The following is a 7,565-nucleotide window of genomic DNA, read 5'->3' on the forward strand; positions in this document are numbered from 1 at the left end:
GTCGAGGCGCTCGGCAAGCTGTCCGAGGCGTTCGAGGTCGTCGAGGACGCCCGCGGCCACCTCTACGGCTTCCACCGGCTGACGGGCACCGCCGACCTCGCCCTGGGAGATGCCGTCGACCTCTTCCGCAAGGCCGGTCACGACGCGCTGGCCGACCAGCTCCAGACCGAGCTCGTCGGCCGCAACGTCATCCAGGGGCGGTGGACCTTCCAGATCGTCGAGGAGTACGACGACGACTACTACGCGACGTTCAAGCGCCTCGAGGCCTCGGCGCGCGACCAGCTCGTGGGCGGCCGACGTCACCTCTTCGAGGCGGAGATGAAGGAGGACCGGCGCACGCACGGTCTCACGCACCACGAGGCGGTCCCGCACGACGGCGGCGCGCAGGCGCCGTGACAGGCTGCCCGTCCCGCCCACAGCGGAACCACAGGTTCCGGCTGGCGGCGGGACAGGCCCATCCGAGACGATGGTGGGAACGAAAAACCTCCTGACGGCGTTCATGTCGTTGACCCCTCTGCGTGAAAGGCCCAGCCCCCAGTGAGCACCAGCGTGACGTCCACCTCTCCCACCTCGGTGGAGCAGGCCGACTCGACGTGGACTCCTCCGACGTGGGAGGAGATCGTCGAGCAGCACTCGGCTCGCGTCTACCGGCTGGCCTACCGCCTCACGGGCAACCCGCACGACGCCGAGGACCTGACGCACGACGTCTTCGTCCGCGTCTTCCGGTCGCTCCACTCCTACCAGCCCGGCACGTTCGAGGGCTGGCTGCACCGCATCACGACGAACGTCTTCCTCGACAAGATGCGCCGCAAGCAGCGGATCCGCTTCGACTCCCTGCCGGAGGACGCCGCCGGCCGGCTGCCGAGCAGCGAGAAGGGCCCGGAGCAGACCTACCACGATGCCCGGTTCGACGACGACGTGCAGCGCGCACTCGACGCGCTCGCGCCGGACTTCCGCGCAGCCGTCGTCCTGTGCGACATCGAGGGCCTCTCCTACGAGGAGATCAGCGCCACGCTCGGCGTCAAGCTCGGCACCGTCCGGTCACGCATCCACCGAGGACGCGCCCAGCTGCGCGAGGCCCTCGCGCACCGCGCTCCAGAGGTGGCTGCTGCCGCCCGTCCCGTCAAGCCCGAGTCGCGGGCCGCGCGCGCCGGTCTGCGTCTCCCCGGCCGCCGCGTCGCCGCGAGCTCGCGCTGAGGCCGTGGAGGTGATGTCGTGACGCCGCACCTCAAGGGACACGTCCGGGCGTACGTCGACCGCGCTCTGCCCCCGGCGATGCTGCACCTCTACGACAAGCACCTCGTCTGCTGCACCGTCTGCCGTGCCGCAGCCGACCAGGAGCGTCGCATCGTCGCGGCGCTGCGCTCCGACACCGGCGTCCCGATGAGCCTGCGAACCGCTCTCATGGGTCTTGCCGCAGCCGCACCCGCCGACGCGCGGCCGGTCCCGGGAGCCTCTGACGGACCCCGCGTGCCCCATCCGCCGTCCGGCTCCCGTATGCCGTCAGTGCCCTCCTACGACCCCGTGCCCACCGTGCGCCCGACCGCTCCCGCCCTGCACCGGTCGCCGATGCGTGCCGCCGTCGTCGCCTCGATCGCGGCCGGCGCCTCGGTTGCCGCGGCCTGGGGCCTGGCCATCTCGCCGGTCCCCGGCTCGCGCGCCCCGTCGGTCCGCGGCCCGGTGGCGAGCTTCGGCGCCAGCACCGTCCGCGCCGTGAACTTCGGCGGCTACGTGTTCCCCGGTGATCGGGTCGCGCCGATCGCGCGGGACTCGCAGCCCTCGAACGGGATCGGTGGTGGCAGCGTGCCCTTCTGGGTGGTCACGACCCGCTCGTCGATCCGTGCGCTGGGCACGACCGCGGGTGTCGCGGACCAGGTTCGGATCACGACCGTCCGTTCGGCACAATCAGGTCCATGAGCGACGAGTCGAGGACGCCGGATCCCGAGCCGACGGCGGATCCCGAGGCGACGGGGGCGATGGGGGCGACGGGGGCGACCGAGGCGACAGGCCCCATCGAGGTCACCGACTCGAGGGAGCACACCGGCATCATCGACCTGCACGACACGCGCGCCATCCCCTCGGGCGGCTCCCCGTCGTCACGGGATGACGCCTGGTTCGACGTCTTCGGGGGTGAGCACCCGACGGAGGGAGCGGGCGTGCCTGCGCGGGCTGACTCCTCGTGGGGCAGCGACCGCGCCGACGCCGTGGCCGAGCAGGCCCACCGGGCGGCCTACGCGCCGCCGGTCGCGGCCCCGGTCCCGTCGTCCGTTCCTGTTGGCACGTCGGATGCCGCCGATGCCGCGGAGGCGGCCGGCCACCACCCGGCATACGTGGGCCCCGTGCCCCAGGCTCCCGCGAGCGAGTCGGGCGGAGGTGCCGGATCCGTACCACCCGACAGCCCGCTCACCGAAGCGCCGAGCGCGCCTCGTCGCGGCCGCGGCAGGCTGGCCGCTGTGGTGGTCGGCCTGTGCCTGCTCTCCGGCGTCATCGGCGGCRTCGCCGGTCAGCTCACGCAGGACCGCATCCACCTCGCCGGCACGACTCTGCCCGAACCCGGGCCGGGCGCCACGCAGCGCCCGGCCGGTTCGGTCGCCAACATCGCCGCCGTGGCGCTGCCCAGCATCGTCACGATCAAGGTCGACGCAGGCAGTGAGGGTTCGGCGACGGGCTCCGGCTTCGTCATCGACGGCAAGGGGCACGTGCTCACGAACAACCATGTCGTCGAGCCCGGCGTCAACGGCGACATCGAGGTCGTGCTAAGCAACGGCGACACCGAGAAGGCCACCATCGTGGGGCGTGACTCGAGCTACGACCTCGCGGTCCTCAAGATCCAGCGCACCGACCTCACGCCGCTGCAGCTGGGACAGTCCGACAAGGTCGTCGTCGGCGACCAGGTGATCGCCATCGGAGCACCACTGGGGCTCGACCAGACGGTGACGACGGGCATCATCAGCGCCCTGAACCGCCCGGTGACGCCCGGCGAGGGGACCGAGTCCTCCTACATCAACGCCATCCAGACGGACGCGGCGATCAACCCCGGCAACTCGGGCGGCCCGCTGCTCGACATGTCGGGCAAGGTCATCGGCGTCAACAGCGCCATCGCCCGCGTCCCCGGCACGACCGGCTCCACCGGCGGCAGCATCGGCCTGGGCTTCGCCATCCCGAGCGACCAGGCGCGGCGCACCGCCGACCAGCTCATCGCGACCGGCAAGGCCACGCACCCGGTGATCGGCGTCCAGCTGAGCCGGACGTTCTCCGGTGACGGCGCCCAGGTGGCCGACAAGGCCGACGCCGTGACGGCCGGGGGACCCGCTGCCAAGGCGGGCGTCAAGGCCGGCGACGTCATCGTCGGCTTCGAGGGCAAGCGCATCCGCACCCCCGACCAGCTCATCGTCTCGATACGGGCGCGGGCCGTCGGGGACACCGTGAGCCTCAAGGTCCAGCGGGACGGCAAGGAGCTCGACCTGCAGATGACGCTAGAGGCCGATCCGGGCAAGTAGCTGTCAGGCAGGTCCCGGCTCGTCACCGTAGGATGACGCAGCCGGCATGCGTGGAAGCGAGGAACTGTGTTCGACATCAACGGGTGGGAGCTGCTCCTGCTCGGTCTGTTCGCGATCCTCATCCTGGGTCCGGAACGGCTGCCCGAGTACGCCGCGAAGTTGGGCAAGTTCGTCCGTCAGGCACGCAGCATGGCCGACCGCGCCAGGCAGCAGCTCAAGGACGAGATGGGTCCGGAGTTCTCCGACGTCGACTGGCGGGCCTACGACCCGCGCCAGTACGACCCGCGCAAGATCGTGCGCGACGCACTCGCATCGTCGCCCGACGAGGACTACGAGCCGTCCCCGGCCGTGGACAAGCCCGTGAGCACGCCGCGCGTTCACGACCCGTCGCTCCCGACCCCTTGGGACAGCGAAGCGACCTGAATCTCTGACCCAGAGGCATCGGTGTCGGAGGGCCGGGTTATCGTCACTGCTTGATGCCTGCCGATCCCGCCTCCCAGCCCCCCGCATCCGTCCGGTCCCTGTGGCGCCTCCGGGGCTACCTCCGGCCCCACCGCTGGGCCCTGGTGGTCATGTTCGCCGTGTCGCTCGCCGGGGTCGGGGTGTCCATCGCCATCCCGCTCGTCACGCGGGCGATCATCGACGGGCCGATCACCCAGCACGAGCTGGCACCAGTGTTGCCGCTCGGACTGCTCGCCCTGGCCCTCGGCGTCCTCGAGGCCGTGCTCATCTTCGTGCGCCGGTGGGTCCAGTCGAACGCGGTCCTCGGTCTCGAGACCGACCTCCGCCGGGACCTCTACCAGCGCCTGCAGGCGCTGCCGATGAGCTTCCACACCCGGTGGCAGTCAGGCCAGCTGCTGTCGCGGGTCACGACCGACCTGTCCGCGATCCGGCGCTTCAGCGGCTTCGGCCTGCTCTTCCTCGTCGTCAACATCCTGCAGGTCCTCGTCGTCACGATCGTCCTGCTGACGATGTACTGGCCACTCGGTCTCGTCGTCGCCGCGACTGCCGCCCCGATCGTCTGGCTCTCGATGCGCTTCGAGAAGGCGTACGTCGTCGTGTCGCGCCGCGTCCAGGACCAGCAGGGCGACCTCGCGACCCAAGCGGAGGAGGGCGCGGTCGGCATCCGGGTGATCAAGTCGTTCGGCCGCAGCGACCACGTGGCAGGGCGCTACGACGAGGCAGCGCTGGAGCTGCGGGCGACCAGCCTCGACAAGGTGCGGTTGTCGGCGCGGTTCTGGACCTTCCTCGAGGTCATCCCCAACCTCGCCGTCGTCGTCGTGCTCCTGCTCGGGGCCATCGGCGTCGGCCGGGGCGCTCTGACGCCCGGAGAGCTCGTCGCGTTCATCACCCTCATGCTCTCGCTCGTGTGGCCGGTCTCGTCGCTCGGCGTCATCCTCGCCATGGCGCAGGAGGCCATGACCGCGGCCGCGCGGGTCCTCGAGATCTTCGACACCGAGCCCGACATCGTCGCCGGCGACGGGCAGGTGAGGGTCCCGCGTGGCCACCTGCGCTTCGAGCACGTCGACTTCGCCTTCCCCGACGCCCCCGACCAGCCGGTGCTGCGTGACGTCAACCTCGACGTGCCGCCGGGCGAGACGCTGGCGCTCGTCGGCGCCACCGGTTCGGGCAAGACCGCGCTGACCGCGCTCGTGCCGCGGCTGTTCGACGTCACCGGGGGCCGCGTCACCATCGACGGTGTCGACGTGCGCGACCTCGACCTCGTGGCCCTGCGCAGCCTCGTGGCCACCGCGTTCGAGGAGCCGACGCTGTTCTCGATGAGTGCCCGCGAGAACGTGACCCTCGGCCGCTCCGACGCCGCGGAGGAAGACGTGCTCGCCGCCCTGGAGATCGCCCAGGCGGGCTTCGTCCACGACCTGCCCTGGGGTCTCGACACCCGCATCGGTGAGCAGGGCATGTCGCTCTCCGGAGGACAGCGCCAGCGGCTGGCGCTCGCCCGGGCCGTGCTGGCGCGACCGGCCGTGCTCGTGCTCGACGACACGTTGTCGGCCCTCGACGTGCACACCGAGAAGCTCGTGGAGGAGGCCCTGTCGAACGTCCTGTCCGAGACCACCGGCCTCGTCGTGGCCCATCGCGCCTCGACGGTGCTTCTCGCCGATCGCGTGGCGCTGCTCGAGCACGGGACCATCACGCACGTGGGCACGCACCGTGACCTGCTCGAGCGTGTGCCGGCGTACCGCGACCTGCTCGCCGCCGACGGTTTCGACCCAGCGGACCCCGCCGACCCTGCCGAGCCCGGTTCGCCGGCCGTCGAGGAGGTGCGCGCATGAGCTCCACCACGCAGCAGTGGCGCGGCGTCGCGGCCGACGACATCGAGGGCGACCTGACGGCAGAGACCTCGTCCCGTCTGGCAGGGCGCTCCCGCCGGCTCCTGCGGGAGGTCCTGCGTCCCTGGCGGCGCGCGCTCTGGTGGCTCATGGCCGTGGTGATCGTGGAGAACGCCGCTCGGCTGTCCATCCCGTACCTCGTCAAGGAGGGCATCGACACCGGCATCCCGCCGATCCGGGCGTCCGGCGACCTCGGGCCGCTGCTGCTCGTCGTGGGCCTCGTGCTTGCTGCGACCGTGACCCAGGCGGTGGCCCGCAACCTCTTCCTCGTCCGGTCCGGCGTGATCGGGCAGGACATCCTCCTGTCGATACGCCGACGCATCTTCCGACACTTCCAGCTGCTCAGCCCGGCCTTCCACGACCGTTACACCTCCGGCCGGGTGATCTCCCGTCAGACCTCCGACGTCGATGCCATCTACGAGATGCTCGAGTCGGGTTTCGACGGCCTCGTCACGGCGGCCCTGACCCTCGTCGGCACGTCGGTGCTGCTGCTCGTGCTCGACGTCAAGCTCGGCCTCGTCGCACTGCTCTGCGGACCGGCCCTCGTGCTGCTGACCAACTGGTTCCGCAAGGAGTCGGCCAAGAGCTACCGGTCCACGCGCGAGAAGGTCTCGCTCGTCATCGTCCACTTCGTCGAGTCCATGAACGGCATACGGGCCGTCCAGGCCTTCCGCCGCGAGCCGCGCAACCAGGCGATCTTCGACGACGTCAACGACCAGTACCGCCGCGCCAACCTCGTCGCGTTCCGTCTCGTCGCGTGGTTCATGCCGGGCATCCGCCTCATCGGCAACGTCACGATCGCCGCCGTGCTGCTCTACGGGGGCTACCTCGCCTACCACGGCGAGGTCACGGTCGGTGTGCTCGCGGCCTTCCTGCTCTACCTGCGTCAGTTCTTCGAGCCGATGATGGAGATCTCGCAGTTCTACAACACCTTCCAGTCCGCGTCGGCCGCCCTGGAGAAGCTCTCCGGGGTGCTCGAGGAGGTATCCGACGTCCCTGAGCCCAGTGACCCGGTGGTCCTCGGCGACCCCCGTGGAGAGCTGCGATTCGACGGGGTCCGGTTCGCATACGTCGAAGGCGCGCCCGTGCTGCCCGACCTGGACCTCACGGTCCCCGCGGGGCAGACCGTCGCGCTCGTGGGCACGACAGGGGCAGGCAAGACCACCATCGCCAAGCTGGCGACGCGGTTCTACGACCCCGCCGGGGGAGCGGTGCTCCTCGACGACGTCGACCTGCGCCGGATCGCCTCTGACGACCTGCGCCGCGCGGTCGTGATGGTGACGCAGGAGAACTACCTCTTCAGCGGCACCGTCGCCGACAACATCCGGTTCGGTCGTCCGGACGCCACCGACGAGCAGGTCGAGTCCGCGGCCAGGTCCCTCGGAGCGCACGAGTTCATCGCCGCGCTGCCGCAGGGCTACGAGACTCCGGTCTCCAACCGGGGCGGCCTGCTGAGCGCGGGGCAACGACAGCTCGTCGCGTTCGCGCGCGCCTTCCTCGCCGACCCGGCGGTGCTCATCCTCGACGAGGCGACGTCATCGCTCGACATCCCGTCGGAGCGGCTCGTGCAGCAGGCGCTCGGGACCATCCTCGCCGGACGCACCGCGGTCGTCATCGCACACCGGCTCTCGACGGTCGAGAACGCCGACCGCGTCCTCGTGCTCGAGCACGGCCGCATCGTCGAGGACGGTGCGCCGAGCGAGCTGGTTGCCGCCGG

Annotated in this window: 7 protein-coding genes; all 7 read left to right on the plus strand. The window is 71.0% G+C overall.

Annotated features, from left to right (window positions below; translation table 11 throughout):
* On the plus strand, window positions 1–396 hold a 396-nt coding region (locus AC1DP0_RS14705), incomplete at its 5' end, for a hypothetical protein (RefSeq protein WP_478085324.1).
* 141 nt (window positions 397–537) lie between these two features.
* On the plus strand, window positions 538–1,197 hold the full coding sequence (sigE, locus tag AC1DP0_RS14710) for an RNA polymerase sigma factor SigE (protein WP_478085328.1): 660 nt from the start codon (window positions 538–540) through the stop codon (window positions 1,195–1,197).
* Between the two features lie 18 nt (window positions 1,198–1,215).
* On the plus strand, window positions 1,216–1,917 hold the full coding sequence (locus AC1DP0_RS14715) for an anti-sigma factor family protein (RefSeq protein ID WP_478085330.1): 702 nt from the start codon (window positions 1,216–1,218) through the stop codon (window positions 1,915–1,917).
* A complete protein-coding gene (locus AC1DP0_RS14720) occupies window positions 1,914–3,500 on the plus strand; it encodes a S1C family serine protease (protein ID WP_478085333.1) in 1,587 nt (528 codons plus the stop codon). The genes AC1DP0_RS14715 and AC1DP0_RS14720 overlap by 4 nt, the downstream gene beginning before the upstream one ends.
* Before the next feature lie 66 nt (window positions 3,501–3,566).
* A complete protein-coding gene (locus AC1DP0_RS14725; protein ID WP_478085337.1) occupies window positions 3,567–3,923 on the plus strand; it encodes a twin-arginine translocase TatA/TatE family subunit in 357 nt (118 codons plus the stop codon).
* Window positions 3,924–3,976: 53 nt separating this feature from the next.
* Complete coding sequence (locus AC1DP0_RS14730) at window positions 3,977–5,791, plus strand: ABC transporter ATP-binding protein (protein WP_478085341.1); 1,815 nt, start codon at window positions 3,977–3,979, stop codon at window positions 5,789–5,791.
* A partial coding sequence (locus tag AC1DP0_RS14735; RefSeq protein ID WP_478085344.1) for an ABC transporter ATP-binding protein occupies window positions 5,788–7,565 on the plus strand: 1,778 nt, incomplete at its 3' end. The genes AC1DP0_RS14730 and AC1DP0_RS14735, both read left to right, overlap by 4 nt.

Source organism: Terrabacter sp. P5_B1 (genome assembly GCF_056400505.1).

Coding starts and splice junctions, on each gene's coding strand:
- AC1DP0_RS14730 (WP_478085341.1), top strand. CDS start 3,977: ATGCCTGCCGATCCCGCCTCCCAGCCCCCCGCATCCGTCCGGTCCCTG.